Here is a 25,526-nt window from a genome sequence, read left to right as displayed (position 1 = left end):
CACGATGATCAACATTGTTTTGCACCTTTCTTGAACGAGCCTAGATTGAGGGACGTCAGCGTCGTCAGGGCCGCTGCGGCTCCCCGGGGTCGCTCGGCCACGGTTCAATCAATGGAGATCGCATGAGCTACACCCTGACCAGACCCCGCAGCGAGCAGCGCCCGGACACGGGCTTCGTGCCGGCCGAAACGCTCGCGCAGCTCACCGAGCTGCTGGAGCGCCGCCGCACCGGCTACTCGATGGAGGGGCCCTTCTACACCGATCCGGGCATCTTCAAGGCCGATATGGAGGGCATCTTCGGCAAGCACTGGATCTTCACGGCGAGCATCGCCGAGATCCCCGAGCCGGGCGACTACGTCACGCTCGATTTCGGACCCTATGCGCTCATCGTGCTGCGCACGGACGACGGCGGGGTGAACGTGCTCCACAACATCTGCCGCCACCGCGGCGCCCGGGTGCTCACCGAGAGCCGCGGCTCCACCGGCAACATGGTCTGCGGCTACCACTCGTGGACCTACGCGGAGGACGGAACGCTGATCCACGCGTCCACGGCCCCCGGTGAGAAGCTCGACAAGGAGTGCTTCGCCCTCAAGCGCGCGCAGGTGCGGATCGTCGCGGGCCTCGTCTTCACCTGCCTCGCGGAGGAGCCGCCCGAGGACTTCGACGAGGTCATCCCGCTCATCGAGCCCTACCTCGCGCCGCACGACATCTCCCAGACGAAGGTCGCCTACCAGCAGAACATCATCGAAGAGGGCAACTGGAAGCTGGTGATGGAGAACAACCGCGAGTGCTACCACTGCGACGGCCACCCCGAGCTCGCCTGCTCCCTGTTCCCCACCTGGGGGCTCAGCGACGGCCTGATCCCGCCCCACCTCGAGGAGGTCTGGGCCCGCAACGTCGAGGCGAAGATCCAGCTCGAGGAGCGCTGCGACCGCTACGGGCTCCACCACGAGGTGATCGAGCAGCTCGACACCCGCATCGCGGGCTTCCGCATCTCCCGCGAGTCGCTCGACGGCGCCGGCGAGTCGTTCTCGGCCACCGGCCGCCGGCTCTCGAAGAAGCTGCTGGGCAGCCTGCGCGACTTCCGCCTCGGCCGCTGCTCGCTGCACCTGCAGCCCAACTCGTGGTTCCACTTCCTCTCCGATCACATCGTCACCTTCGCGGCGATCCCCATCAACGAGCACCAGACGCTCGTGCGCACCACCTGGCTCGTGGCCGACGACGCCGTCGAGGGCGTCGACTACGACCTCGACGAGCTCACGCACGTGTGGAAGCAGACGAACCTCCAAGACAAGGCCTTCGTCGAGATGTGCCAGCTCGGCGCAGCCAGCCCCGCCTACGAGCAGGGGCCCTACATGGACAGCGAGTACCAGGTCGAGGCCTTCGTCAACTGGTACACCCAGCGCATGCGGGAACACATCGCATGACGCTGAGCACCTCGCCCATCTCGGCCCCCGAGCCGCTGCGCATCAGCGGGCTCGAGATGCCCTGGAACCGCGCGCTCGCGGCGGCGGCCGACGCCCCGGCGTCGAGCCCGGCCGCGCGGGCGCTCGATCCCTACCGCCCGCAGGAGTTCCTCGCCGAGTGCGTCGAGACCGTGACGGAGCCCGGGGACATGATGACCTTCGTGTTCCGCCGGGTGGACGGGGCCCCGCTCTCCTTCCGCGCCGGGCAGTACCTCAACATCGAGTTCCCGGTGCACGGCGAGGGCGAGGCCCCGGTCGACCGCAGCTACTCGATATCGAGCGCGCCGACGCAGCCGTGGACCTTCTCGATCTCGATCAAGCGGGATCCGAACGGCCTCGTCTCCTCCTGGGCGCACGAGCAGGTGCGCCCGGGCACGGTGCTCGACATGCTCGGACCGGTGGGTGCCTTCCACCTGCCCGACGCGGACCGGCGCGCGCGCTACCTGCTGCTGGGCGCCGGGGCGGGCATCACGCCGCTGATGTCGATGATCCGCACCATCCACAGCCTGCCGGGCCAGGCCGATGTGGTGCTGCTCTACCACGCGGCGAAGGCCGGTGGCTTCGCCTTCTCGAACGAGCTCGAATACCTCGCGGCGACCGACTCCCGGATCAAGGTGTTCTGGTCCCTGGGCAACCGGGACACCCCGGGCAGCTGGGAGTGGATGGCGGGCCGGCTGACGGCGTCGATGCTCAACGAGGTGGCGCCCGATGCGAACGGCCGCCAGGTGTACGCCTGCGGGCCCGAGGGGTACCTCACGATGGCGGAGGAGCTGCTGCGGAGCATCGGCGTCGACGACACCTCGATCTTCATGGAGTACTTCACGGGCGACCGCCAGACGATCCGCGAGTATGCGGAGGAGGTGGCGCTCGCGAGCGATCTCGCCGTCGAGCTCGCGGCCGACGAGCCGCCCGCCGAGGAGCTCTACGGCCCCGAGTCGGCCTACGCGGTCGAGGGGCTCGGCGAGCCGGTCGCGGAGGAGGGATCCGCAGCCCCGCCGGAGGCGTCGCCGGGAGCGGCGGAGCCGGGTGCGGCGGAGCCGGGTGCGGAGGCTCGAGCGGGATCGGCAGACGGGGTTTCCCCGTCCGGCACCGCGGAGGGTTCCTCCGGCGCCGCCACGGAGGGTCCGGGAGGCCGGGACCGGGACGACGTCGCTGCGGCGGCCGATGCCGCGGACTTCGAGACGGTCGGCTCCGGCAGCCTCACGATGTGCTTCATGCAGAGCCGGCTGAAGGTGCGCATCGAGCCGGGTGAGACGATCCTGCGCCCCGCGCAGCGTGCGGGCATCCGGATCCCCGCGAACTGCGAGGAGGGGATGTGCGGCTCGTGCAAGAGCGTCAAGCTCGAGGGCGAGGTCGAGATGCAGCATCAGGGCGGGATCCGCGCGCGTGAGATCGAAGCGGGCAAGTTCCTGCCCTGCTGCTCGACCGCCGTCACGGACCTCGTCATCGACGCCTGAGCCGCGCCGCGGGGTGACGCATGCGCCGCGCCGCGGTCTCCGAGGCGCGCCCCGGGGCGGGGTCCGGGTCGCGGGAAGCCACGTGCCCCGGTGCCCCGCGTGCTCGACCCGCCGCGCGAGGTCTTGCGCCGTCCGGCGCACCTCATCGATACTAGATGCGTAGTACGCACGATGTGCGTAATGCGCACACACCGAACAAGGGAGTTCTCCAGTCATGACCGCTTCCCCCTCCCCCCGCGTCGTCATCATCGGCGCCGGCATCGTCGGCGCGAATCTCGCCGACGAACTCGTCCAGCGCGGCTGGAACAACATCCTCGTGCTCGAGCAGGGCCCGCTCGGACTGCCGGGCGGCTCCACCTCGCACGCGCCGGGCGTCGTCTACTCGACGAACGGCTCCAAGTCGATGACCGAGTTCGCCCAGTACACCATCGAGAAGCTCAGCGGCCTGATCGGCCCCGACGGGCGCGGCTCCTTCAAGCACGTCGACGGGCTGGAGATCGCGACGACGCCCGAGCGGCTACTCGAACTCGAGCGGCGGGCGGGATGGAACCGCTCCTGGGGAGTGGAGGCGCACGTCATCGACCCAGCCGAGTGCGCGCGGCGGTACCCGCTGCTCAACCAGGACGCCGTGCTCGGCGGCCTCCTCACCCCCGGCGACGGGCTCGCACTCGCCAAGCAGGCCGTGCAGCTGCTCATCGAGCGCACCCGGGCGCAGGGCGTCGAGTACCGCGACCGCACCACCGTCACCGGGATCGAGCAGGCGAACGGCCGCGTCACCGGCGTGCTCGCCGGCGAGGAGCGATTCGCCGCGGACCTCGTGGTGAGCTGCGCCGGCTTCTGGGGCCCGAACATCGGCAAGATGGCCGGCGTGCCGATCCCGCTGCTCCCGCTCGCCCACCAGTACGCGTGGAGCACGCCCGTGCCCGCGCTCGACGGCAAGAACGAGCTGCCGGACGGCGCGCAGCTGCCCGTGCTGCGGCACCAGGACCGCCGCCTCTACTACCGCGAGTGGGGCGACCGGATCGGCATCGGCTCCTACGCACACCAGCCGATGCCCGTCGACCTCGACCGGCTGCCCTGGGTGGCTCCCGACGACATCACCGAGGACCGCATGCCGTCGAGTCTCGACTTCACGCCCGAGGACTTCGCCGCCGAGTGGGAGGAGTCGCAGCGGCTGCTGCCCTGCCTGCGCGAGGCGGAGGTGCAGAAGGGCTTCAACGGCATCTTCTCCTTCACCCCTGACGGCGGCTCGCTGGTTGGCGAGGCCCGCCAGCTCGACGGCTTCTTCGTCGCCGAGGCCGTGTGGGTGACCCACTCGGCGGGCATCGCGAAGGCCGTGGCCGAGCTGATGACGCAGGGATACTCCACGACGAGCCTCGCCGACAGCGACCTCAACCGCTTCGAGCGGGTGCAGACCACGCCCGAGTACGTGGCCGAGACCTCGCAGCAGAACTTCGTCGAGGTCTACGACATCATCCACCCGCTGCAGCCGCGCGTCTCGCCCCGCAATGTGCGCCTCAGCCCCTTCCACGAGCAGCAGCAGGCGCTCGGCGCGTGCTTCCTGGAGGGTGCCGGCTGGGAGCGCCCCCACTGGTACGAGGCCAATGCGGATCTCCTCGACGAGCTCCCCGCGGAGTGGCGGACGCCCGAGCGCGATCCCTGGGCCGCGCGATACTACTCCCCCATCGCGGCCGTCGAGGCGTGGAAGACGCGCACCGCGGTCGCCATGTACGACATGACGCCGCTGAAGCGCCTGGAGCTCACCGGCCCCGGCGCGGGACCGCTGCTGCAGCGACTCACCACCGGCGAGATGCTGCGCGCCCCCGGCGCCGTCACCTACACGCTGCTGCTCGACGAGGCCGGCGGCATCGCGAGCGACATCACCGTGGCGCGGCTCGGCGAGCACCGCTACCAGGCCGGCATCAACGGCGGCATCGATGAGGTGTACATCGAGCGGGAGGCCCGGCGGCAGAGCGAGGCGGATCCCGCCCAGTGGGTGCACGTGCGCGACATCACTGGAGGCACCTGCTGCATCGGCCTGTGGGGCCCGCTCGCGCGCGAGGTCGTCGGCAAGGTCAGCGAGGACGACTTCACGAACGAGGGGCTCAAGTACTTCCGCGCGAAGCGGGCCTCGATCGGCGGCATCCCGGTCGTGGCGATGCGGCTCTCCTACGTCGGCGAACTGGGCTGGGAGATCTACGCCTCGGCCGAGGTCGGACACCGTCTCTGGAACGTGCTGTGGGAGGCGGGACAGGAGTTCGGCGTGGTCGCGGCCGGCCGCTCCGCCTTCGGGGCGCTGCGCCTGGAGAAGGGCTACCGTTCGTGGGGCACCGATGTCACGACCGAGCACGAGCCCGTCCAGGCGGGGCTCGGCTTCGCGGTGAAGAAGGGCAAGGAGGACTTCGTCGGCGCGGCGGCGCTGGAAGCACGGGCGGCAGCCGCCACGACGCGCCTGCGATGCCTCACCGTAGATGACGGCGTGACCGTGGTGATGGGCAAGGAGCCCGTCTACGTGGGCGACGAGGTGCGCGGCTACGTCACGAGCGCCGCCTACGGCTTCACCCTGCGCACGCCCATCGCCTACGCCTGGCTGCCCAGCGAGCTCGCGGAGGGCGACCGGGTCGAGATCGAGTACTTCGGCAAGCGGGTGCCCGCCACAGTGGCCGCCGAGCCGCTCTACGACCCCGGCATGAGCCGCCTGCGGGGCTGAGGCGGGCGGCGGGTGCGCGCCCCGGGACGCCCGCCGGCACCTCCCCCGCGGCCGTCCCACGGCCCGCTCGCCCTCAGCAGTCCGGCCCGTTCCCCCCTCAGCGGCCCGGCCCGCTCGCCCTCAGCGGCCGGGCCCGGGACGGCCGCCGCGTCCGGGCTCACGGCGCGGCTCGGAGCCGAGGACCGGATCCGCCTCGCCGATGCGGATCGCGCCCGTCGCGGAGGCCGTCGAGCCCTCCACGGGGGCGGACTCCCCCGCCCCGATCGACGGTCCTCCGCGACGCAGCACCGTGAGCGGCGCCGTCAGCGTCTCTCGCTGCTCGGCCGGCGCCTCACCCAGCCACGGTCGCCCGGCATGCGTCACCGCGAAGCGCAGGCCCCGCTCGCGGTGGAAGCGCAGACGCCGCTCGGTGAACAGCCACGTCATGCCCACCCCGAAGGCGAGCAGCCCGGCGACCGCGCTGATGACGAGCGTCGACCGCGGCCCGAGGGCGTCGGCCGCGAAACCCACGAGCGGCGCACCGACCGGCGTGCCGCCCATGAGGATCGCCATGTAGAGCGCGAGCACGCGGCCGCGCACCGCTGGGTCCGCCGTCGTCTGCACGAAGCCGTTCGCGGTCGTGAGCATCGTCGAGATCGCGAGACCGAAGAAGACAAGGGTCGCGGCGAAGGTCCAGAAGGTGGGCATCACCGCGGCGACCACGCTCACCACGCCCACGCCGCCGACCGCGACGATCACCACGCGCATGCGCGCGCTGGGGCGCCGGGCGGCGAGCAGCGCACCCGAGAGCGATCCGATCGCGAGGATCGAGGAGAGCAGTCCGTAATCGCTCGCGCCCCGGCCGAACTCGACCGCCATGGTCGAGGAGATCACCGGGAAGTTCATGCTGAAGGCGCCGACCAGGAACACCATCACGAAGATCACCAGCAGGTCGTGGCGGCGCGCGACGTAGCGGAACCCCGCGGAGAGCTGCCGCAGCTGCGACTCGCGCCTCGCCTCCGCCGCGCGCGGGCGATGGCTGCTGCGGATCGCGAGCAGCGCCCCGAGCACCGCCAGGAAGCTCACCGCGTTGATGAGGAACACCCAGCCGGAGCCGACGGCCGCGATGAGCACCCCCGCCACCGCCGGGCCGATGAGCCGCGCCGAGTTGAACGACGCCGAGTTGAGCGCGACCGCGTTCGAGAGCTGATCGGTGCCCACGAGGTCGGAGACGAAGGCCTGCCGCGACGTCGTGTCGAAGGCGTTCACGATGCCGAGCCCGAGCGCGAAGGCGTACACGTGCCACAGCTCGGCGTGGCCGAGCACGAGCAGCAGGCCGAGGCCCGCGGCGAGCAGCATGAGGAGCGACTGGGTGACGAGCAGCACCCTGCGCCGGTCGAAGCGATCCGCCACGGCGCCGCTGAAGGGCACGAGCAGGAGCTGCGGGCCGAACTGCAGCGCCATGGTGAGCCCGACCGCGGAGGCATTGGTGTCGGTCAGCTCGGTGAGCACCACCCAGTTCTGCGTGGTGGCCTGCATCCACGCTCCGATGTTCGAGACGAGCGCCCCCGCGAACCAGATGCGGTAGTCACGGACGGCGAGCGATCGGAACATGTTCGACACGGAGCGGGCGACCTCCTCGGGCGGACGGGCGTGCCGGCGAGCGCCGGCGGACACGCCCACCGTACAACGCGGACCGAGCCGGGACTATTCCCTTGCGGCGGGCGCGCGCCCGCGCCAAGGCCCGGTCAGAAGCGCCCGCCCCCCCGGGGCGCTCCAAGAAACGCACCGCGTTTCGCGCCCACCGCGCCTCGCCCGCCCCCCCCGGGCGAGGTCAATGGGCGGTTAAAAGCGTCCGCCCATGTCCAGCAGCCGCCGGATGCGATCCGGGATCGGCGGATGGGTCGCGAAGAGCCGCTGCATGACGCCCGGCTTCAGCGGGTCCGCGATCCACAGGTGCGCCATGCTCGACTGCTGCTTCTGCAGCGGACGGCCGTACTCCGAGAGCTTGTGCAGTGCGCTCGCGAGCGCCTCGGGGTGGCGCGTCGTGAGGGCGCCGGTGGCGTCGGCCAGGTACTCCCGCTGCCGAGAGACGGCGAGCTGCACCATGGTGGCGACGAGGGGTGCGACGAGCATCGCGACGAGCCCGAAGATCATCACGACCGGATTGCCGTTGTTGTTCCGCCCGAAGAAGGCCATGCGCATGAGCACATCGGCGATCATGCCGACCGCGACGACGAGCCCGTAGACGATCATGGAGACGCGGATGTCGTAGTTGCGGACGTGCCCCAGCTCGTGCGCCATGACGCCCTCCAGCTCGGGGTCGGTCATGATGTCGAGCAGGCCGGTGGTGGCGGCGACCATCGCGTGCTCGGGATCCCGCCCCGTCGCGAAGGCGTTCGGCGCGGGATCGTCGACGATGTAGACCTCGGGCATGGGCGTGCCGGTGGTGATGGCCAGGTTCTCGACGATGCGGTAGAGCCGCGGGTTGTCGGCTTCGGTGATGCGCCGGGCTCCGCTCATCGCGATGGCCTGACGGCCGGCCGCGAAGTACTGGATCACGGCGTAGCCGAGCGCGATGACCACGACCGTGATGACGATCCCCGGGGAGCGGTAGATGGCCGCCGCAAGCCAGCCGAGCCCGCCGACGATCCCGACGAACAGCAGGATGATGAGGAAGCTGTTGACCTTGTTGCGGCGGATCGCGCTGTACACGGCGCCCCTAGAACTGGATGCGCGGGGGCTCCGAGATCGAGGCGACGTCTTCGACCTCGAAGAACTCGCGCTCGGTGAAGCCCATCGCCCGCACGAAGATCGTGTTCGGGAACACCTGGATCTTCGTGTTGTACTCGCGCACGCCGCCGTTGTAGAAGCGTCGCGCCGCCTGGATCTTGTTCTCGGTGTCCACCAGCTCACCCTGCAGCTGCAGGAAGTTCTGGCTGGCCTGCAGCTGGGGGTACGCTTCGGCGACGGCGAAGATGCTCTTCAGCGCCTGCTGCATGTGGTTCTCGGCGACGGAGGCCTCGGCGGGGCCCTGCGCCGAGATGGTCTCGGCGCGGGCGCGCGTCACGGAGTCGAACACTCCCTTCTCGTGGGAGGCGTATCCCTTGACCGTCTCGACGAGCGAGGGGATCAGGTCGGCTCGGCGCTTGAGCTGCACCGTGATGTCGCTCCACGCCTCGTCGACGCGCACGCGGAGCGTGACGAGGGAGTTGTAGGTCACCCAGACGTAGCCGATGAGCAGGACGAGGACACCGACCCCGATGAGCAGGGCAATCAATCCACCAGACATGGCTGTATCCTATCCGGCCAGGCCCGGAACCGCCTGGGCATCGGGCGAGTGCGCTTCGGACGGATCGGGCGTGTCAGGCGCCGAGGACCCGGGTGAGGTAGGGGTTCGCGAAGATCCGCTCGGGATCGAGCCGGTCCCGGATCTCCGCGAAGCGGTCGAAGGCGGGGTACCGCCGCCGAAGCTCCCCGGCCCCGAGCGTGTGGCTCTTGCCCCAGTGGGGCCGGCCGTCGTGGGCGGCGAGGATCGCCTCGGCCTCGCGCTGGTAGCTGCGGTCGGCGTCCCGCCAGTAGCGGTGCACGGCGATGTAGCCGCTATCGCGGCCGTGCGCGGTGGAGAGCAGCAACTCGTCGGCCGCCGCCGTGCGCACCTCGATCGGGAAGGACACGCGATAGCCGCGGCGCTCGATCATGGTGCGCAGCTCGCGCACCGCCTCCGGCACCGCCTCCAGGGGCACGCCGTACTCGGTCTCGTCGAAGCGCACGCGACGGCGCGTGATGTACACGCGATGCGACTCGTCGCTGTAGCTGCGCCGGCTCGAGAGCTGCTCGACGAGCCGGTTGATGCGCGGGATCGCGGCCGGGACGGCCGCGCCGATCGCGTTGCACGCCCCGAAGGCGACGTTGTTCGCCAGTTCCTCGTCGGCGAAGCGCGCGAAACGGCTCAGCGGCTCGGCGCCCGCGTCGAGCGGCAGCCGGGTGTTCGTCTTGGTGCGGGCGAGGCGGGTGTGCGGAAACCAGAAGAACTCGAAGTGGTCGCGATCCCTCACCCGCTCCGCAAAGCCGTCGAGAACCGCGTCGAGCGGCTCCGGCGCTTCCTCGGCCCGCAGCAGGAAGCGGGGCACGCACTGCAGCGTCACCGTGACGAGCACGCCGAGCGCGCCCAGGCCGAGCGCGACGGCGGGCAGCAGCTCGGGGTGGTGGCCCTCGTCGACGTCGATCAACTCGCCCGTGCCGGTGACGAGCCGGGCGCCCACCACCCCGGCGGCGATCCCGGGCAGCCGCAGCCCCGTGCCGTGCGTGCCGGTCTGCGTCGCCCCGGTGATGGTCTGGCGGTCCACGTCGCCCATATTGGGCAGCGCGAGGCCGAGCGGGCCGAGGATCGCGGGGAGTTCCCACAGGTGGGTGCCCGCCCACAGGGTCACCCGCCCGGCGCCGACGTCGGCGGAGACGAGGCCACGCATGCGGCTCATGTCGAGCCGGATGCCGTCACTCGCGCCGATCCCCGTGAAGCTGTGGGAGGCGCCGATGGGCTTGACGGTGTGGCCCGTCTCACGAGCCCGCTGCACCGCGAGCGCCACGTGCTCGGGCGTGCGGGGCGCGATCACGAGCGCGGGCCGCGACGACTCGGTGCGGGCCCAGTTTCTCCAGCGTGCGTTCACAGGAAGCACCTTCCCTCTCCCCGATAGCTCGGGATCGCCGGCAGGGCGGCGCCGTCCGCGTCGAGCGGCACCACCTCGTTCGTGTGTTCCATCACCTCGCCCGCCTTCGCATGCCGCATCCAGACCCGGTCGCCGGGCCGCAGCGCGCGGGCGGCCGTCCCCCGCACGGGGGTCTGCACCTCTCCCGCCCCCTCGCGCGGCTCGAAGGCGAGGCCGGGCGGCCAGACGGGCAGCGGCAGACGGTCGGCGGCCGCGGGGCCGGAGGCGATCCAGCCGCCGCCGAGCAGCGTGGCGCGGTCGGGCGTGGGCTTGCGCACCACGTCCAGGGCGAACGCCACGGCCGGAGCGACGGCGAAACCGGCGTAGTGGTCGAAGAGGTGCGGGCCGAAGAGGCCACTGCCGGCGGCGAGCTCGGTCACGACCGCTTCGCAGGCGGTGCGTTCGAGCGACCCCGTGCCGCCGCCGTTCACGAATTCCAGGTCGGCCAGCTCGCGCACGGCGGAGACGGCCGCGGCGCGGCGTTCGGCGAGCTCGGCCCCGCTGAGCCGCTGCACCGCGCGCAGCAGCGCACCCTGCGCGGGGCGGCCCGACGGCCGGTCCCCCACTCCCGCGATCTGCGCCTCGTACGCCATCACGCCCACCAGCACGAAGCCGGGGCGCGAGACGACGGCTGCGGCGAGCGCGCGCAGCTCGGCGGGCTCGTGGACGGGCGAGCGGCGCACGCCGATGTGGCCGAGCGCCGCGCTGCGCCAGGAGGCGTCGAGCTCGAGGCAGACGCGGATCGGAGCCCGGCTTGCGGGCGGTGCCACCGCGTCGACGAGGTCGAGCTGCTCAACGCCGTCGACCATCAGCGTGACGCGGGCCGCGGCCCGCTCGTCGGCGGCGAGGCGGGCGATGGCGTGACGGTCGGCCGTGGGGTACCCCACGACCACGTCCTCGATCGTGTCGGCGAGCCACAGCGCCTCGGCGAGCGTGTAGGCGAGCACCCCGGCGAAGCCCGGCAGGGCGAGCACCGCCTCGATCACCCCGCGCACGCGCAGTGACTTGCTGGCGAGCCGGACGGGGATCCCGCCCGCGCGCCGCGCAAGATCGTCGGCATTGCGCCGCAGGGCGGCGAGACTCAGGACGACGACGGGGGCGGGCAGCTCCCGCGTCGCCTCGGAGCAGCGACCCCACCACTCCTCCGCCCGCTCCCACGGCGCCGCGGCGGCAGCGGCAGCGAGCGCCGGTGCACTGACGTCGAGGGTCATGGGGGCAGTGTAGAACCTTCGGGGCCGCTGTGCATCCCCTCGCGTCCCCTCGAAGCGCTCGCCGGGTCTATTCGCCGCGGAGGTCCCGGCGCAGCTCCGCCTCCCACCGTGCGCGCGCCTCGGCGCGCCGTTGCCGCCACGCCCGCAGGCGGAGGAAGAGGGCGAGCACGATCACGACGAGAATCGCGATCACGAGCAGCACCTTGGCGAAGAGCACGGGGCCAGCTTACGCGGCCCGCGCGGCGTCGCTCAGTTGAGCGCGATGATCCCGATGTTGAGGCTCGTCGCGAAGAGCAGCCACAGGAGGTAGGGCACCATGATCCCCGCAGCGACTTTCGACCACGGCGCCGCAGCTGCGGCCAGCCACACGACCGTGATCGCGAGCGCGACGATGATGGCGAGCGCGATCCACCACGCGGCCTCGCCGAAGAGCGGGAAGCCCGCGAAGAACACGGGCGTCCACAGGGAGTTGAGCACGAGCTGCGCGACGAAGATGCCGAGCGCGCGCCGGGCGCGATTCGGCCGGCCGGCGGCGAAGCCCGCCCGCCAGATCAGCCAGCCCGCCAGCGCGATGAGCGCGTAGAGCACCGTCCAGACCGGGCCGAAGACCACGTTCGGCGGATCCCACGGCACCTTCTCGGCCTCCGCGTACCAGCCATCGACATTGCTCGCGGAGGCGAGCGAGCCGAGGACCGCGATGAGGGCCACGATCAGGAGGAAGGCGAGGGCGGCGAGCAGCTGTCGCGGCCGCGACGGCCCGGCATCCGCGTCCGTGCGCCGCCACTCCGCTGGGCGCGTCCCCGCTCCGGTGTGCGTGCTGGCCATCCCGTTCCCCCGTCTCCCGCTGTCCGCCGCGCTGCGCAGCGCCTGACCCTGGCCTGCCACCGTAGCAAGCGGGAGGGGCAGACGAAAGGGGGTGGCGGGGCCTACGCTGGTCGCATGTGCGGGAGAGTGATCGTCGACTACGACGAGAATCTGGGGGTCGCCGAGGGCGGGGCTCTGTCGGAGTGGATGGTGGGCCGCCCGGACGGCTATGCGCCGAGCTGGGACCTGAAGCCGACGCAGCCGATTCCGGTCGCCTTCACGGACCGGCGGGACGGCTCGCGCCGATTCGAGTACGCGCACTGGTCGCTCGTGCCGCCCTGGTCGAAGGAGCTGCGCAGCCGCTTCCCCACCTTCAACGCCCGCGCGGAGACCGCGGCCGAGAAGCCGAGCTTCCGTCCCTCGCTGCAGTCCCGGCGCTGCGTCGTCCCGGTTTCGGGCTTCTACGAGTGGACCGGCCCGAAGTCGGCCCGCGTCCCCCACGCGATCTTCGGGCCGGAGCCGGTGCTCCCCCTTGCGGGCCTGTACACCTGGTGGCACGAGCCGGGCGCCGCGGACGACGCGGGCTGGCATCTGACGGCGACGATCCTCACCCGCAGCTCGGCCGGCGTGATGGAGCCGCTGCACGATCGCATGCCGGTGTTCCTGGGCGAGGAGCTGCTGCGCGACTGGCTGGATCCGCAGACGCTCGGTGACCAGCTCCTCGTCAATGCGGTCGCGGAGTCCTCGCTGCCGATCTCGGAGCGGCTGCGGGAGTACGCGGTGCGGCCACTGCGCGGTGACGGGCCGGAGCTCATCGAGCCGGCGTAGGGCGCGGGCGCCGCGGCGCTCGGATCCTGACCGTCGTCGACGTCCTCATCGCGACGGTCTGGAAGCAGCCCCGCGGCCTCCTGCCGGGCGCGTCCTCCCTACGGGTCGATGTGCCGCTCCAGGGCGAGTCTCAGTGGGGGCAGGTGCGTTTCGACGACGTCTCGGACCGTGGCCGAGTCAACACCGAAGTGCTGGTGGACGAGAATGTTCCGAAATCCCCGGATCTGCGCCCACGGGATCTCGGGGTGTGCGGCCGTGACGCCGGGAGAGAGATGCCTGACAGCCTCGCCGATGATCTGGAGATTTCGCTGGATGGCATCCTCAGCCATCATCGCGATCACCGGATCTGCTTCGGTGAGCGCATCCGCATACTGACGGCATCGATTGACCGCCTCGATGATGTGAGCGATGCGTTCACTGTCACCGCGAGTCACAAAGGAACCGCATCCGCCAGGGCCCGCTCGGAGACGGGACGTTTGAGCAGTTGCACCGGAAAGATGTCGACGTCATCGCGCCCGAAGAGTGCGCGGGTTTCCTCCATCAGGCCCGCGGCTCGCATGAGCAGGTTTCCGTCGGCAGGGTCCATCTCCACGATGATGTCCAGGTCGCTGCGGTCGTGGGCGTCACCACGGGCGACTGAGCCGAACAGTCGCGGATTCGTGGCCCGATACCTTGCAAGCAGGTCCCGAAATGCGTCACCGTGCTCGCCCAGCAGCTGGCGCAGTGCCAGCGTCGCAGTCGTGGGAGGCGGCGCGGTCATGCCCCCAGAATACCGGGAGCACGCAGCCGCCGACAGAGAGGGCTCGCGCGCACGCCGCCGGGGCGCGCCTCGCGCCCCGGTATTGGGTTCTTCAGGAATCCCAGTGCGGGGGACCTTCGCCCCCCCTGGGATTCGAACCCCGGCCGCGCGCTCAAAGCGACGCATCGCGTCGCGCGCGCACGCCGCCGGGCGCGCCCTCGCGCCCGGTAATGGGTTCTTCGGGAATCCCAGTGGGGGGACTCTCGTCCCCCCACTGGGATTCGAACCCAGACTGCACCGATTTTAAGTCGGCTGCCTCTGCCGGTTGGGCTATGGGGGGCTGCTGCTCCGCTCATAGCCTACCGAGCGCGCCGGACCCGCAGCGCGGCGGTTGGGCTGCGCGAACCGCAGACGGCAGCAGTGAGCCCCGCAGTCGGGCAGAACTGCGGGGCTCACGGTCGGTGCCGGCACAGCGGGCGCGTGTCCCGCAGCCGGAGTCTCAGGCGCTGAGTCGCTTGCGCAGGCCCTCCAGCTGCTCGCGCAGCGCGGCGGGGACGCGCTCGCCGAACTGCGCGAAGAACTCCTCGGTGAGATCGGCCTCGGCCAGCCAGGAGGCGGGGTCGATCGAGAAGAGCTCCTCGAGGTCGGCCTCGGGCACCTGGATGCCGTCGAGCTTGAGCTCGCCCGCGGCGGGGACGGTGCCGATCGCGGTTTCGCGTCCCTCGACCTCGCCCTCCACGCGGCGGATGATCCAGTCGATCACGCGCGAGTTCTCGCCGAAGCCCGGCCACAGGAAGCGGCCGTCGGCGCCCTTGCGGAACCAGTTGACCTGGAACACCTTCGGCGCCTTGTCGCCCAGCTGACGCCCGATCTCGAGCCAGTGACCCCAGTAGTCGGCCATGTTGTAGCCGCAGAAGGGCAGCATGGCGAAGGGGTCGCGGCGCAGCTCCCCGACGGTGCCCTCCTGCGCGGCGGTCTTCTCGGAGGACACGGTGGCGCCCACGAAGACGCCGTGCTCCCAGGAGAGCGACTGCGCGACGAGCGGCACGTTCGTGGCGCGGCGGCCGCCGAAGAGGATCGCGTCGAGCGGCACGCCGTCCTGCTCGTACCAGTCGGCGGCGAGGGTGGGCGTCTGCTGGATCGGCACCGTGAAGCGCGAATTGGGGTGGGCTGCGGGGCGATCGGCCGCCGGCGTCCAGTCCTCGCCCTGCCAGTCGATGAGGTGCGCGGGGACCTCGTCGGTCTTGCCCTCCCACCACACATCGCCCTCGTCGGTCAGGGCCACGTTCGTGAAGATCGTGTTGCCCCACAGCGTCTCCATCGCGACCGGGTTCGTCGACTCGCCGGTGCCGGGGGCGACGCCGAAGAAGCCGGCCTCGGGGTTGATGGCGTAGAGCCGGCCGTCCTTGCCGGGGCGGAGCCAGGCGATGTCGTCGCCGATGGTCTCGACCTTCCAGCCGGGGATGGTGGGCTGCAGCATGGCCAGGTTGGTCTTGCCGCACGCGGAGGGGAACGCGGCCGAAAGGTGGTAGGCCTTGCCGGTCTCGGTGTTGGTGAGCTTGAGCAGCAGCATGTGCTCGGCGAGCCAGCCCTCGTTGCGCCCCATCACCGAGGCGATGCGCAGCGCGAAGCACTTCTTCGACAGCAGCGCGTTGCCGCCGTAGCCGGAGCCGTAGGACCACACCTCGAGCGTCTCGGGGAAGTGGGTGATGTACTTGGTGTCGTTGCAGGGCCACGCGACGTCCTCGGCGCCGTCGACGAGCGGTGCGCCCACGGAGTGCACCGTGCGCACCCACTCGCTGCCGGGCGTGATGCCGTCGAGCGCGGTCTGCCCCATGCGGGTCATGATCCGCATGTTGAGCACGGCGTAGGGCGAGTCGGTGATCTCGATCCCGAGCTGCGTGATGGCGCCGCCGACCGGGCCCATCGAGAACGGCACCACGTACATGGTGCGTCCGCGCATGGAGCCGGTGAAGAGGGGCGTGAGCTCGGCCTTCATCTCGGCGGGGGCGACCCAGTTGTTGGTGGGGCCGGCGTCCTCCTGCTTCTCGGAGCAGATGAAGGTGCGGTCTTCGACGCGGGCGACGTCGCCGGGGTGCGAGCGGGCGAGGAAGCTGCCGGGGCGGAGATTCTGGTTGAGCGGGATCAGGGATCCGGCTTCGACCATCTCGGAGGTGATCCGGTTCCACTCGTCCTGGGAGCCGTCGCACCAGACGACCTCATCCGGCTGGGTGAGCTCGGCGATCTCGGTGACCCACCGCAGCACCTCCTCGTTGTCGGTGCTGGCGTTCTCGCGGACCAGATCGGCGATCGTGATCTCGGCGTCGATGACCTGGATTGCGCTCATGACGTTTCGTTCTCCTTGGGTTCGCACCGTGCCGGTGAAGAATCGGTGACATCTTCTATTCTGAGCAAGCGATTCACCTCGTGTTCACCAGAACGGCTGTCAATTTTCGCGCTTTTTGCCTTATAGTCAAATCATGACCCCGGATGTGACCCCTACCCAGAGCGAGGCCGAACTCGACCGGATGCTCGTCGGCAAGCGCCTCCGCTTCTTCCGGACGCGCGCCGGACTCACCCTGGAGCAGCTCGGCGAGCGCGTGGGCGTCGTCGCGAGTCAGCTCTCGCTCATCGAGAACGGGCGCCGCGAGCCCCGGCTCGGGTTGCTGACCTCGCTCGGGCGCGAACTCGGCATCGACCCTTCCGAGCTGCTGAAGCGGGAGGCGCCGGATCGACGCAGCGAACTCGAGATCGAGCTGGAGCGGGCGCAGACCTCTCCCGGCTACCTCCGCCTGGGCCTCCCCCACGTGCGGGCGCCGCGTACGCTCAGCGATGAGACCCTGGAGGCGCTCGTCGGCCTGCACCGCGAGCTGGCGCGCCGCTCCCGCGCCGCCGCCACCACCTCGGAGGAGGCGCGCCGGGCGAACACGGCGATCCGCATGCAGATGCGGGAACGCGACAACTACATCAACGAGATCGAGCTGGTCGCCTCCGATCTGATGCGCCGGATCGGGCACACGACCGGCGCGGTCACGCACCGCGAGGTGGCCCTGGCGGCCGAGCTGCTGGGCTTCACCCTGATCTTCGTCGACGAGCTGCCCTCGAACACGCGCAGCATCACGGATCTGGAGAACGGCCGCATCTACCTGCCGCCGGCCTCGATCCCGGGCGGGCACGGCCTGCGTTCGCTGGCGCTGCAGGCGATGGCGCACCGGGTGCTCGGGCACACGGAACCCGCGAGCTACGCGGAGTTCCTGGAGCAGCGGCTGCAGATCAACTACTTCGCGGCGGCGTGCCTGATGCCGGAGGCTCGCGCGGTGGATCTGCTGCAGCAGGCGAAGCGCAATCGCAATCTCGCGATCGAGGATCTGCGCGACGCCTTCGGCGTGACGCACGAGGCCGCCGCTCACCGCTTCACGAATCTCGCCACCCGGCACCTCGACCTCCGCGTGCACCACTACCGTGCGGATGGTGCGGGCGCCCTGATGCGCGGCTACGAGAACGACGGGACCCCGTTCCCGAGCGACGACTCCGGGGTGATCGAGGGCGAGATCCTGTGTCACAAGTGGGGCGGCCGCACCGCCTTCAACCGGACGAACCGGACGAGCGAGTTCTACCAGTACACGGACACGCCGGCGGGCACCTTCTGGTCGAGCGTGCAGACCGGGGACGCCGAGCAGGGGCCGTTCGCGATCGCCTGCGGGGTGCCGTTCGACGACGCGAAGTGGTTCCGCGGCCGCGACACGCAGGAGCGGCGCGTGTCGAGCTGCCCGGATCCGGCGTGCTGCCGCACGCCCAGCCCGGAGCTGCTGGCGCGCTGGCAGGGCAAGGCGTGGCCGAGCGCGCGCATGCACGCGCATGTGCTCTCGCCGCTGCCCACGGGCACTTTCCCCGGGGTTGACGACACCGAGATGTACGCCTTCCTCTCGAAGCACGCGCCTGCGCCGGAGGCTTAGGGAAAAACGCATCGTGTTTTTCCGCCGGAGGCGCGCGGCTCACCAGCCGCGGGAGCACTCGCAACGCAGGAACCCCCGCGGTCGGCGACAGCGGGGGTTCCTGCGTGAGGGCTGCGGCTTCGGAGATCCCGCAGCGGAGAAGCGGCTAGGCCTTGGGCCGCGCGGCGAACTCCTCGAAGATCTCACGGGGCTGCTGCACGGCCTCGATGCCCACGATGTCGCGGCCGAGGAAGAAGTGGCCGACCCAGCCGCCGAACACGCGCCACTTGCGCTCCCACGAGGGGATTGCGAGGCCGTGGTAGAAGCGGTGCGCGAGCCACGCGAAGTACCCCTTCATCGCGAACTTGCCCGACTGGAACACGCCCGTGTTCACGCCGAGGCCCGCGACCGCGCCCTTGTTCTTGTGGTTGTACTCGCGCACGCCCTCGCCGCGCAGATCGGCGGCGATGTTCTTGGCGAGCAGCTTGCCCTGGCGCACGGCGTGCTGCGCATTGGGCACGCAGAAGCCGCCGGGGCCGGGGGTCGGGGAGATGTCGGGCACCTGCGAGGTGTCGCCCGCGGTCCAGGCGCCCTCGAGCGCCTCGCCGTCCTCGGTGGTGATCCGGAGCGTCGGGCTGCCGATGACGTGCCCGCGGGGGCCGATGGGCAGGTCGGTGCCGCGCAGGAACGGCCGCGGCATGACGCCGGCGGTCCACACGATGAGGTCGGACTCGAAGTGCTCACCGGTGGAGAGCTCGATCTTGCCGCCGACCGCGGAGGAGAGCTGCGTGTCGAGGTGGATCTGCACCCCGCGCCGGGTCTGATCCTTCACGACCCAGTCGGCGGTCTGCTGCGACACCTCGGGCATGATCCGCCCCATCGCCTCGACCAGGTGGAACACCGTCTCGTCGAAGGAGATCTCGGGGTAGCGGCGCAGCAGCGAGGTCGCGAAGGAGCGCAGCTCGGAGATCGTCTCGATGCCGGCGAAGCCGCCGCCCACCACGGTGACGGTGAGCAGGCGGGCGCGCTCGGCCGAGCCCTTCGGCAGGGAGGAGGCGCGCTCGAAGTTGCCGACGAGGCGGTCGCGGACCGCGACGGCCTCCTCGATGGTCTTCATGCCGATCGCGTTGTCGGCGATGCCCGCGATCGGGAAGGTGCGGGAGACGGAGCCGGTGGTGACGACGATGTGGTCGTAGGCGAACTCGAAGGGCTCCCCTGCGTTCGGGGTGACGGTGGCGGTCTTCGTCGCGTGTGAGATGCCCGTCACCTTGCCGGCGATGTTCGCGGTGGTCTTCAGGTGGCGCCGGCGGGCGACGACCGCGTGACGCGGCTCGATCGACCCCGAGGCGACCTCGGGCAGGAACGGCAGATAGGCCATGTAGGGCAGCGGATCGACGATCGTCACCTCGGCCTCGCCCGCACGCAGCAGCTTCTCCAGCTTCCATGCGGTGTAGAAGCCGGCGTAGCCGCCGCCGACGATCAGAATCTTCTTCGCCACGAAGCAGTCTCCTTGGGGCTATGAGCGTGATGCGTGCCCACCTCACGGGCACAGAAAAAGCGGGCGTCGGGCGCCCACGGCTTTCACTTTACCCGCTTTCATCGGCGAGTCCTGCCGTTTCGGCGGAAAGCGCATGAAAAAAGCGCATATCGCCCGGAAATGCGGGCGGGGACCGATGCTTCTGCGGATGTTCGGGCGTTCGGCCGGCCGCTCAGCCGTTCCAGTCACAGCGCTCGAGCGCGAGGTCGCCGATCGGGTTCACGCCCGGTCCTGCGGCGAGCGCGTGACCGATGAGCGCGTGCAGGCACTTGACGCGCGTGGGCATTCCGCCGGCGCTGACGCCGGCCAGCTCGGGCACCTCACCCACGCTGTCGCGATCCGCGATGTACTGCTCATGGGCGCGCCGGTAGCGTTCGCGCAGCTCCTCGTCCTCGGCGAGCAGCTCATTGAACTCCTGCATCACGCCGGCGGCCTCCAGCCGTGAGGCCGCCGCGACCGCCTCCGGGTGGCACAGGTAGTAGAAGGTGGGGAACGGTGAGCCGTCGGGCAGGCGCGGGGCCGTCGCCACCACGGCGGGATCGCCGTCGGCCGCACGGGCCGCGATCCCGACGACGCCGCGGGCCTCGCGTCCCAGCTGTTCGCTCACCGCCGCGATGTCCTGGGCGGTCGGCTCGGTGTAGGGCGGGCGGCTCATGGCTGGGTCTCCTCGGTGGCGGGGTCGGTGGGTGCGGAGTCTCCGGTGGCGGGGTCCTCGACGCCCGGGGCTTCGGACGAGGCCCCGCCGCCGTCTCCGGCGAGTTCCTCGGGCGGGGCATCTGTGAGGCCCGCCCCCAGGAAGGACGCTGCGAGGCCGCGCGCCCATGCGCTCTCGATGCGCGTGAGCTCCGCGTTCGTCTCCTCCTCGGCGTCGCTGGGCATCACGATGTCGTCGATCACATTGAGCTGCGTTTCGCCGGGCATCACGTAGAAGAGCCGGTCTCGGGCCTGCGAGCGGATGTAGACCGGGTCCTTCCACTTCGCGCGCTCGGCGTCGATCTCGGTGACGGCTTCCTGGTGCTGCCGCACGCTCTCGCGCAGCTCGGCGATCTCCCGCCGCTGCTGCACGAAGGTCGAGAGCGTCGGGCTCACGATGATCGCCCCCGCGAGGACGAGCACGACGACGAGCGCGGTGAAGCCGCTGAAGCGCAGGCTGCTGGCCCACGCACTGAGGTCACCTGCCCAGCGGCGCACCCCGCCGCTGCTGGTGCTCGTGTCGTTCATGCTCGGTCCTCGGGAGTGTGGGGACGGTGGCCCGGTGCCCCCGGCGGCGGGGGCACCGGGGGCGGGGCTCAGGCCGAGAAGCGCGGGAAGGCGCCGCGTCCCGCGTAGCGGGCGGCGGCTCCGAGCTCCTCTTCGATGCGCAGCAGCTGGTTGTACTTCGCGACGCGCTCGCTGCGGGCGGGAGCGCCGGTCTTGATCTGGCCGCAGTCGGTGGCGACGGCGAGGTCGGCGATGGTGACGTCCTCAGTCTCTCCCGAGCGGTGCGACAGGATCGCGGTGTAGCCGGAGCGCTGCGCGAGCTGCACGGCGTCGAGCGTCTCGGTGAGGGTTCCGATCTGGTTGACCTTGACGAGCAGCGAGTTGCCGGCGCCCTTCGCGATGCCGTCGGCCAGGCGCTCCGGGTTGGTGACGAAGAGATCGTCGCCGACGAGCTGCACGCGGTCGCCGAGCTCGGAGGTGAGCTGCTGCCAGCCCTCCCAGTCGTCCTCGGCGAGCGGGTCCTCGATCGAGACGAGCGGGTATCGGTCGAGCAGATCCGCGTAGTAGGCGGTCATCTCGGCGGCCGTGCGGTCCTGCCCCTCGAAGCGGTAGACCCCGTTCTCGAAGAACTCGGTGGACGCGACGTCGAGCGCCACGGCCACGTCGCGGCCCGGCTCGAGGCCCGCGCGCGTGATGGCCTCCACGATCAGGTCGAGCGCGGCCGAGTTGTGCGGCAGATCCGGCGCGAAGCCGCCCTCGTCGCCGAGTGCGGTGGCGAGGCCCTGCTCCTTGAGCAGCGCCTTCAGCGCGTGGTAGACCTCGACGCCCCAGCGGAGGCCCTCGGAGAAGGTCTCGGCGCCGAGCGGCACCGCCATGAACTCCTGGATGTCGACGCCGGTGTCGGCGTGCGCGCCGCCGTTGATGATGTTCATGAGCGGCACGGGGAGCGTGCTCGCGTTGGGGCCGCCCAGGTAGCGGTAGAGGGGCAGCTCGGCGGCGGCCGCGGCGGCGTGCGCGGTGGCGAGGCTGACGCCGAGGATCGCGTTGGCGCCGACGCGCTGCTTGTTGTCGGTGCCGTCGACCTCCTTGAGCACGGCGTCGATGACGCGCTGGTCGTCGGCGGCGAAGCCCTCGATCGCGGGGCCGAGCTCGTCGAAGACGGCGTCGACGGCCTTGGTGACGCCCTTGCCGAGATAGCGGTCCTGCTCGCCGTCGCGCAGCTCGTAGGCCTCGAAGGCCCCGGTTGAGGCGCCGGAGGGAACCGCGGCGCGGCCCACGGAGTCGTCGGTCAGGCCCACCTCGACCTCAACGGTCGGGTTGCCGCGTGAATCGAGGATCTCTCGGGCGATCACCGCGTCGATAAATGCCACCATGCGCTCCTTCGGAGTTCTGTCTGCCGGTCTGCGGCGTGCTGCTGCGCGCCGCGACCCAGTCTAGGGCAGCCGCCCTGGAGCGGCCCCGCCCGCGAGGGGGCGGAGCTCGAGGGCGTCGGCGTCGCGCACGCCGGCGCGCACGTTGGCGATGGCGGCGAAGCCCTCGGCGGCGACCCGGGCGAGGAGCGCCTTCATGTTCTTCTGGCGCTTCTCGATCCGCACGCGGTGGCCGCGCGCCACCAGCTCGCGCTTGAGCGCGAGCAGATCCGCGAGCTCCGCATCGGCGTCCGCGATCAGCGCGACCGCCTCCGGCCCGCTCGCCTCCGGCAGCGCGATGAGGTCGACGACCCGCTCGAAGCCGATCGAGAAGCCGACTGCGGGCACGTCCTGTCCGAGGAAGCGTCCCACCATGCCGTCGTAGCGGCCGCCGCCGCCGACCGAGCTGCCCGATCCGGGGTGCGCGACCTCGAAGATGGTGCCGGTGTAATAGCCCATGCCGCGCACGAGGGTCGGATCGAAGCGCAGCTCGACCCCCTCGGGCAGCGCGCCGGCGAGTGCCTCGCCCAGCGCGGCCAGGTTCTCGATGCCTGCGGCGGCGCCCGGCTGCTCGGCAGCGCCCGGCAGCGCGGCGGCGATCGCGGAGCGGGTGAGCGGGATCCCCTCCCCCGCGAGCGCCGGCTCGACGGCGGCCAGCACCTCGCCGAGCCGCTCGGACGCGGCGGCGTCGATCTCGCGCAGCTCGTCGACGACGCCGGCGGCGCCGATCTTGTCGAGCTTGTCGACGGTGATGAGGGCGCGGTCGTGGGTGTCCGCCGCGAAGCCGCAGCGCTCCAGCAGCCCGAAGAGGATGCGGCGGTCGTTGACGCGGATCACGCAGCCCTGCAGGCCGAGCGCCGCGAGCGCCTGGGAGGTGGCGGTGATGAGTTCCATCTCGGCGAGCGGCCCGGCCTCCCCGATGATGTCGATGTCGGCCTGCACGAACTGCCGGTAGCGCCCCTTCTGCGGGCGCTCGGCCCGCCACACGGGCGCGATCTGGATGGAGCGGAAGACGGGGGGAAGCTCAGCGCGGTGGCTGGCGTAGAAGCGGGTGAGCGGCACGGTCAGGTCGAAGCGCAGCCCGAGGTCGGCGAGGGCCTCGGCGTCGCCCGCCTTGGCTGCGGCGGCGAGCGCCTCGGGCCGGATCCCGCGCTTCAGGATCGAGAAGCTGAGCTTCTCGTTGTCCCCGCCGAGCCCGGCGTGCAGCCGCGCGTAGTCCTCGACCACGGGCGTCTCGATCTCGTCGAAGCCGTGCGCGCGGTAGACCCCCCGGATGATGCCGAGCGCGTGCTCGCGCCGGGCCTTGTCGGCGGGGAGGAAGTCGCGCATGCCGCGCGGCGGATTCACGGGTGCTGCCATAAGCACCCATTCTTCCATCCTTCCCGCCCGCGGCGTGACCGCTCCCTCTTTCCTCCCCTCACACGACGACGTCCCGGGGACGAGCGGTCTCGACCGCGGGTCCCCGGGACGCGGCGCGCGAGGCGCCGGGCGAGCCCGCTAGTGGTTGACGGGCGGCTCAGCACCGAAGCCGGTGAGCGCGCGCACCTCCATCTCCGCAGCCAGCTTCTTCGACTCGGCACGGTTGTCGAGCACCGACACGATCCAGCCGAGCAGGAACCCGACGGGGATCGAGATGATGCCGGGGTTCGACAGCGGGAAGATCGCGAAGTCGGCGCCGGGGATCATCGCCTTCTCGCTGCCGGACACCACCGGCGACAACGCGATGAGCACGACGGCCGTCAGCAGGCCGCCGATCATCGACCAGACCGCACCGCGGGTCGTGAAGTTCTTCCAGAACAGCGAGTAGAGGATCGTCGGCAGGTTCGCGGAGGCCGCGACCGCGAAGGCGAGCGCGACGAGGAACGCCACGTTCTGCCCCTGCGCGAGGATGCCGCCCAGGATCGCTATGATGCCGATGCCGAGCGTCGTGAAGCGCGCCACCTTCACCTCCTGCTTCGCGGAGGCCGTGCCCTTCTTGATCACCGCGTTGTAGATGTCGTGCGCGAAGGATGCCGAGGCCGTGATCGTGAGGCCGGCCACGACCGCGAGGATCGTCGCGAAGGCCACCGCCGAGATGAAGCCGAGCAGCACCGGCCCGCCCAGCTGGTAGGCCAGCAGGGGCGCGGCAGAGTTCTCCCCGCCCGGCGCTCCCGCGATCGTCTCGGGACCGACCAGCGCACCGGCGCCGTAGCCGAGCACGAGAGTGAAGAGGTAGAAGAAGCCGATCAGCCAGATCGCCCACACCACAGACTTGCGCGCCTCCTTCGCCGTCGGCACCGTGTAGAAGCGCATGAGCACGTGCGGCAGGCCCGCGGTTCCGAGCACGAGGGCGAGGGCGAGCGAGATGAAGTCGATCGGATTCGCCCCGTACTTGATGCCCGGCGCGAGGATCGCCGCGCCGTTGGCGTTCTCCGGGTTGTTCACGGCCGCATCCAGCACCGCAGCGAGGTTGAAGCCGTGCAGCGCGAGCACCCAGATCGTCATCGCGGCCGCGCCCGCGATGAGCAGCACCGCCTTGATGATCTGCACCCAGGTGGTGCCCTTCATGCCGCCGATGAGCACGTAGAAGATCATCACGAAGCCCACGGCCGCGATCACGATCCACGTGCCGAGCTTGTTGTCGGCCGGGATCCCGAGCAGCAGCGACACGAGGCCCCCGGCGCCCACCATCTGCGCGAGCAGGTAGAAGAACGTCACCGCGAGGGTGGTGAGGGCCGCCGCCATGCGCACGGGGCGCTGCTTCAGGCGGAAGGAGAGCACATCGGCCATCGTGAACTTCGCGGTGTTGCGCATGAGCTCGGCGACGAGCAGCAGCGCGACGAGCCACGCCACGAGGAAGCCGATGGAGTACAGGAAGCCGTCGTAGCCGTTGATCGCGATCGCACCGCAGATGCCGAGGAACGACGCCGCCGAGAGGTAGTCGCCCGCGATCGCGATGCCGTTCTGCGTGCCGGAGAAGGAGCGGCCGCCCGCGTAGAAGTCGGCGGCGGTCTTGTTGTTGCGGCTCGCGCGGATCACGATCACCATCGTCACGATCACGAAGACGAGGAAGATCGAGATGTTGAGTGCCGTGTTCTGCGTCGCGGCCACGGGCTCCGCGGTGTGGAAGACGGTCGGGTTCATCGTGCGCCTCCCTCGGCGTCGTCGGATCGGGAACCGGTGCCCGCGGCTTCGAGGGTCTCGAGCTCCGCTCGCAGGGCGGTGATGCGGGGGTCGTGGTGCTTGTTGGCCCACGACACGTACCAGGTGGTGATCGCGAAGGTCGTGACGAACTGCGCGATGCCGAGCCACAGTCCCACGTTCAGGCCGAGGAACGGCACGGCGTAGAGCGCGTGCGCGTAGGTGCCGAGCACGACGAACAGCAGGAACCAGAGCATGAACGCGACCGTGAGCGGGAAGACGAAGCGCCGGAAGTCGCGCTTCATCTCCTGGAACTCGGGCTTCGCCTGGAACGCCTCGTAATCGATGGACGGGTGCTCGTCGAGCGTGTTCGGATCAGATGACATGGGGCCTCCTTGCCGCATGGATGGTGTTCAATCGAG

At 70.8% G+C, this 25,526-nt stretch carries 22 protein-coding genes and 1 tRNA gene; 5 read left to right on the top strand and 18 right to left on the bottom strand.

What is annotated here, in order from left to right; all coding sequences use genetic code 11:
• Window positions 1-122: 122 nt before the first annotated feature.
• The 3 genes from B4915_RS07050 to B4915_RS07040 all read left to right on the top strand — a co-directional run bounded on the left by B4915_RS07050 (window position 123) and on the right by B4915_RS07040 (window position 5,633).
• Window positions 123-1,427, top strand: a complete 1,305-nt coding sequence (locus B4915_RS07050) for an aromatic ring-hydroxylating oxygenase subunit alpha (protein WP_105805121.1) — start codon at window positions 123-125, stop codon at window positions 1,425-1,427.
• Window positions 1,424-2,923, top strand: coding sequence for a flavin reductase family protein (locus tag B4915_RS07045; RefSeq protein ID WP_105805120.1), 1,500 nt, complete (start codon window positions 1,424-1,426; stop codon window positions 2,921-2,923). The genes B4915_RS07050 and B4915_RS07045 overlap by 4 nt, the downstream gene beginning before the upstream one ends.
• A 214-nt stretch (window positions 2,924-3,137) precedes the next feature.
• Window positions 3,138-5,633, top strand: coding sequence for a GcvT family protein (locus B4915_RS07040; protein WP_105805119.1), 2,496 nt, complete (start codon window positions 3,138-3,140; stop codon window positions 5,631-5,633).
• A gap of 120 nt (window positions 5,634-5,753) precedes the next feature.
• Here B4915_RS07040 and B4915_RS07035 read toward each other — a convergent pair whose 3' ends face one another.
• The 7 genes from B4915_RS07035 to B4915_RS07010 form a co-directional block, all read right to left on the bottom strand.
• Window positions 5,754-7,226, bottom strand: coding sequence for an MFS transporter (locus tag B4915_RS07035; protein ID WP_105805768.1), 1,473 nt, complete (start codon window positions 7,224-7,226; stop codon window positions 5,754-5,756).
• A gap of 231 nt (window positions 7,227-7,457) precedes the next feature.
• Window positions 7,458-8,327: a M48 family metalloprotease gene (locus B4915_RS07030; protein WP_105805118.1), complete on the bottom strand. Its 870-nt coding sequence runs from the start codon at window positions 8,325-8,327 to the stop codon at window positions 7,458-7,460.
• A 7-nt stretch (window positions 8,328-8,334) separates the two neighbouring features.
• Entirely contained in the window at window positions 8,335-8,904 is a 570-nt protein-coding gene (locus tag B4915_RS07025; RefSeq protein ID WP_105805117.1) for a LemA family protein, read from the bottom strand.
• A 73-nt stretch (window positions 8,905-8,977) separates the two neighbouring features.
• Window positions 8,978-10,291, bottom strand: coding sequence for a D-arabinono-1,4-lactone oxidase (locus B4915_RS07020; RefSeq protein WP_105805116.1), 1,314 nt, complete (start codon window positions 10,289-10,291; stop codon window positions 8,978-8,980).
• Window positions 10,279-11,532, bottom strand: a complete 1,254-nt coding sequence (locus B4915_RS07015; protein WP_105805115.1) for an alanine racemase — start codon at window positions 11,530-11,532, stop codon at window positions 10,279-10,281. Before B4915_RS07015 ends, B4915_RS07020 begins: the two co-directional genes overlap by 13 nt.
• Before the next feature lie 67 nt (window positions 11,533-11,599).
• Window positions 11,600-11,749 carry a hypothetical protein gene (locus B4915_RS14660; RefSeq protein WP_181158485.1) on the bottom strand — a complete coding sequence of 50 codons (150 nt, stop codon included), beginning with the start codon at window positions 11,747-11,749 and terminating at the stop codon, window positions 11,600-11,602.
• Window positions 11,750-11,781: 32 nt separating this feature from the next.
• Entirely contained in the window at window positions 11,782-12,357 is a 576-nt protein-coding gene (locus tag B4915_RS07010) for a TspO/MBR family protein (protein ID WP_105805114.1), read from the bottom strand.
• A 114-nt stretch (window positions 12,358-12,471) separates the two neighbouring features.
• Between B4915_RS07010 and B4915_RS07005 the strand changes: the two genes are divergently transcribed.
• Window positions 12,472-13,164, top strand: coding sequence for an SOS response-associated peptidase (locus B4915_RS07005; RefSeq protein WP_105805113.1), 693 nt, complete (start codon window positions 12,472-12,474; stop codon window positions 13,162-13,164).
• A 98-nt stretch (window positions 13,165-13,262) separates the two neighbouring features.
• On the opposite strand, the gene B4915_RS07000 is transcribed toward B4915_RS07005, so the two are convergent.
• From B4915_RS07000 to B4915_RS06985, 4 genes are all read right to left on the bottom strand, one after another.
• Window positions 13,263-13,598: a HepT-like ribonuclease domain-containing protein gene (locus B4915_RS07000; protein ID WP_105805112.1), complete on the bottom strand. Its 336-nt coding sequence runs from the start codon at window positions 13,596-13,598 to the stop codon at window positions 13,263-13,265.
• Window positions 13,595-13,924, bottom strand: coding sequence for a nucleotidyltransferase family protein (locus B4915_RS06995; RefSeq protein WP_105805111.1), 330 nt, complete (start codon window positions 13,922-13,924; stop codon window positions 13,595-13,597). The genes B4915_RS07000 and B4915_RS06995 overlap by 4 nt, the downstream gene beginning before the upstream one ends.
• A 245-nt stretch (window positions 13,925-14,169) precedes the next feature.
• Window positions 14,170-14,243, bottom strand: a tRNA-Leu gene (locus B4915_RS06990).
• Between the two features lie 159 nt (window positions 14,244-14,402).
• On the bottom strand, window positions 14,403-16,250 hold the full coding sequence (locus tag B4915_RS06985) for a phosphoenolpyruvate carboxykinase (GTP) (protein ID WP_181158484.1): 1,848 nt from the start codon (window positions 16,248-16,250) through the stop codon (window positions 14,403-14,405).
• Window positions 16,251-16,383: 133 nt separating this feature from the next.
• On the opposite strand from B4915_RS06985, the gene B4915_RS06980 reads away from it, so the two are divergent.
• Window positions 16,384-17,859, top strand: a complete 1,476-nt coding sequence (locus tag B4915_RS06980; protein ID WP_105805110.1) for a helix-turn-helix domain-containing protein — start codon at window positions 16,384-16,386, stop codon at window positions 17,857-17,859.
• 145 nt (window positions 17,860-18,004) lie between these two features.
• On the opposite strand, the gene B4915_RS06975 is transcribed toward B4915_RS06980, so the two are convergent.
• The 7 genes from B4915_RS06975 to B4915_RS06945 all read right to left on the bottom strand — a co-directional run bounded on the left by B4915_RS06975 (window position 18,005) and on the right by B4915_RS06945 (window position 25,490).
• Entirely contained in the window at window positions 18,005-19,336 is a 1,332-nt protein-coding gene (locus B4915_RS06975) for an NAD(P)/FAD-dependent oxidoreductase (RefSeq protein WP_105805109.1), read from the bottom strand.
• A gap of 211 nt (window positions 19,337-19,547) precedes the next feature.
• Window positions 19,548-20,030, bottom strand: a complete 483-nt coding sequence (locus B4915_RS06970; protein WP_105805108.1) for a DUF501 domain-containing protein — start codon at window positions 20,028-20,030, stop codon at window positions 19,548-19,550.
• Complete coding sequence (locus B4915_RS06965) at window positions 20,027-20,596, bottom strand: FtsB family cell division protein (protein ID WP_245907394.1); 570 nt, start codon at window positions 20,594-20,596, stop codon at window positions 20,027-20,029. The genes B4915_RS06970 and B4915_RS06965 overlap by 4 nt, the downstream gene beginning before the upstream one ends.
• 68 nt (window positions 20,597-20,664) lie before the next feature.
• Window positions 20,665-21,945: a phosphopyruvate hydratase gene (gene eno, locus B4915_RS06960; protein WP_181158483.1), complete on the bottom strand. Its 1,281-nt coding sequence runs from the start codon at window positions 21,943-21,945 to the stop codon at window positions 20,665-20,667.
• A 63-nt stretch (window positions 21,946-22,008) separates the two neighbouring features.
• A complete protein-coding gene (gene hisS, locus B4915_RS06955; RefSeq protein WP_105805106.1) occupies window positions 22,009-23,343 on the bottom strand; it encodes a histidine--tRNA ligase in 1,335 nt (444 codons plus the stop codon).
• A gap of 138 nt (window positions 23,344-23,481) precedes the next feature.
• Entirely contained in the window at window positions 23,482-25,107 is a 1,626-nt protein-coding gene (locus B4915_RS06950; protein WP_105805105.1) for a solute symporter family protein, read from the bottom strand.
• Window positions 25,104-25,490 (bottom strand): DUF485 domain-containing protein, encoded by a 387-nt coding sequence (locus B4915_RS06945; protein WP_105805104.1) that lies wholly within the window; start codon window positions 25,488-25,490, stop codon window positions 25,104-25,106. The genes B4915_RS06950 and B4915_RS06945 overlap by 4 nt, the downstream gene beginning before the upstream one ends.
• Window positions 25,491-25,526 lie beyond the last annotated feature (36 nt).

The sequence above is a fragment of the Leucobacter massiliensis genome (genome assembly GCF_002982315.1).
GTDB classification, from domain to species: domain Bacteria; phylum Actinomycetota; class Actinomycetes; order Actinomycetales; family Microbacteriaceae; genus Leucobacter; species Leucobacter massiliensis.
This window is presented reverse-complemented; position numbering and strand designations above follow the sequence as displayed.

Excerpts from the sequence above, each read along its gene's own strand:
- B4915_RS07045 (WP_105805120.1), top strand. The coding sequence starts at position 1,424 with ATGACGCTGAGCACCTCGCCCATCTCGGCCCCCGAGCCGCTGCGCATC.
- B4915_RS07050 (WP_105805121.1), top strand. The coding sequence starts at position 123 with ATGAGCTACACCCTGACCAGACCCCGCAGCGAGCAGCGCCCGGACACG.
- B4915_RS07010 (WP_105805114.1), bottom strand. The coding sequence starts at position 12,357 with ATGGCCAGCACGCACACCGGAGCGGGGACGCGCCCAGCGGAGTGGCGG.
- B4915_RS07035 (WP_105805768.1), bottom strand. The coding sequence starts at position 7,226 with ATGTTCCGATCGCTCGCCGTCCGTGACTACCGCATCTGGTTCGCGGGG.
- B4915_RS06950 (WP_105805105.1), bottom strand. The coding sequence starts at position 25,107 with ATGAACCCGACCGTCTTCCACACCGCGGAGCCCGTGGCCGCGACGCAG.
- B4915_RS06965 (WP_245907394.1), bottom strand. The coding sequence starts at position 20,596 with ATGAACGACACGAGCACCAGCAGCGGCGGGGTGCGCCGCTGGGCAGGT.
- B4915_RS06985 (WP_181158484.1), bottom strand. The coding sequence starts at position 16,250 with ATGAGCGCAATCCAGGTCATCGACGCCGAGATCACGATCGCCGATCTG.
- B4915_RS07005 (WP_105805113.1), top strand. The coding sequence starts at position 12,472 with ATGTGCGGGAGAGTGATCGTCGACTACGACGAGAATCTGGGGGTCGCC.
- B4915_RS07015 (WP_105805115.1), bottom strand. The coding sequence starts at position 11,532 with ATGACCCTCGACGTCAGTGCACCGGCGCTCGCTGCCGCTGCCGCCGCG.
- B4915_RS07025 (WP_105805117.1), bottom strand. The coding sequence starts at position 8,904 with ATGTCTGGTGGATTGATTGCCCTGCTCATCGGGGTCGGTGTCCTCGTC.
- B4915_RS06995 (WP_105805111.1), bottom strand. The coding sequence starts at position 13,924 with ATGACCGCGCCGCCTCCCACGACTGCGACGCTGGCACTGCGCCAGCTG.
- hisS (WP_105805106.1), bottom strand. The coding sequence starts at position 23,343 with ATGGCAGCACCCGTGAATCCGCCGCGCGGCATGCGCGACTTCCTCCCC.
- B4915_RS06945 (WP_105805104.1), bottom strand. The coding sequence starts at position 25,490 with ATGTCATCTGATCCGAACACGCTCGACGAGCACCCGTCCATCGATTAC.
- B4915_RS07040 (WP_105805119.1), top strand. The coding sequence starts at position 3,138 with ATGACCGCTTCCCCCTCCCCCCGCGTCGTCATCATCGGCGCCGGCATC.
- B4915_RS06980 (WP_105805110.1), top strand. The coding sequence starts at position 16,384 with ATGACCCCGGATGTGACCCCTACCCAGAGCGAGGCCGAACTCGACCGG.
- B4915_RS06970 (WP_105805108.1), bottom strand. The coding sequence starts at position 20,030 with ATGAGCCGCCCGCCCTACACCGAGCCGACCGCCCAGGACATCGCGGCG.